Genomic DNA, 456 nt, shown 5'->3' with positions numbered 1-456 from the left:
GACCTCGGAACCACGCCTTCACATCCTCGACGCTCGCCGAATCGAGATCGGTCATCGATCCGATGGTGGTGTGGCCATAAGGGTGCGTGGTGGGGAACAGTGTCTCGGTCTGCTTGTACTGCACCAGACCAAAGGGCTGATTATCGCCCTGCCGCTTCTCATTCTGCACGACGCCGCGCTGCTCATCGACCACGCCGGGGTGATCGCCCCGAGCAGATAGCCCATGCGGTCGCTTTCGAGGAACAGCGCGCGATCGAGTGCTGCGACGGGCACCGTCTCGAAATAATTGGTGCGATCGAAATAGGTCGTGCCGTTGAGATCGGTCGCGCCGATCGCCTTGGTATAGGTGAAATAGTCCTTCGGCGCATTCTCGGAGCCGTTGAACATCAGATGCTCGAACAGATGCGCAAAGCCGGTCTTGCCCTTGGGCTCGAACTTCGAACCGACATTGTACCA

1 protein-coding gene is annotated in these 456 nt (G+C 59.0%); it reads right to left on the bottom strand.

The features are described 5' to 3' along the window. Window positions 1–51 precede the first annotated feature (51 nt). A partial coding sequence (locus tag AACY49_RS30920) for a M16 family metallopeptidase (protein ID WP_339528107.1) occupies window positions 52–456 on the bottom strand: 405 nt, incomplete at its 5' end.

It is taken from the genome of Pseudomonas sp. EL_65y_Pfl2_R96, from assembly GCF_963970905.1.
In the GTDB taxonomy this organism is placed as follows: Bacteria; Pseudomonadota; Gammaproteobacteria; order Pseudomonadales; family Pseudomonadaceae; genus Aquipseudomonas.
Note: the sequence above shows the minus strand (reverse complement) of the source record. Positions and strands in the feature narration are given on the sequence as shown.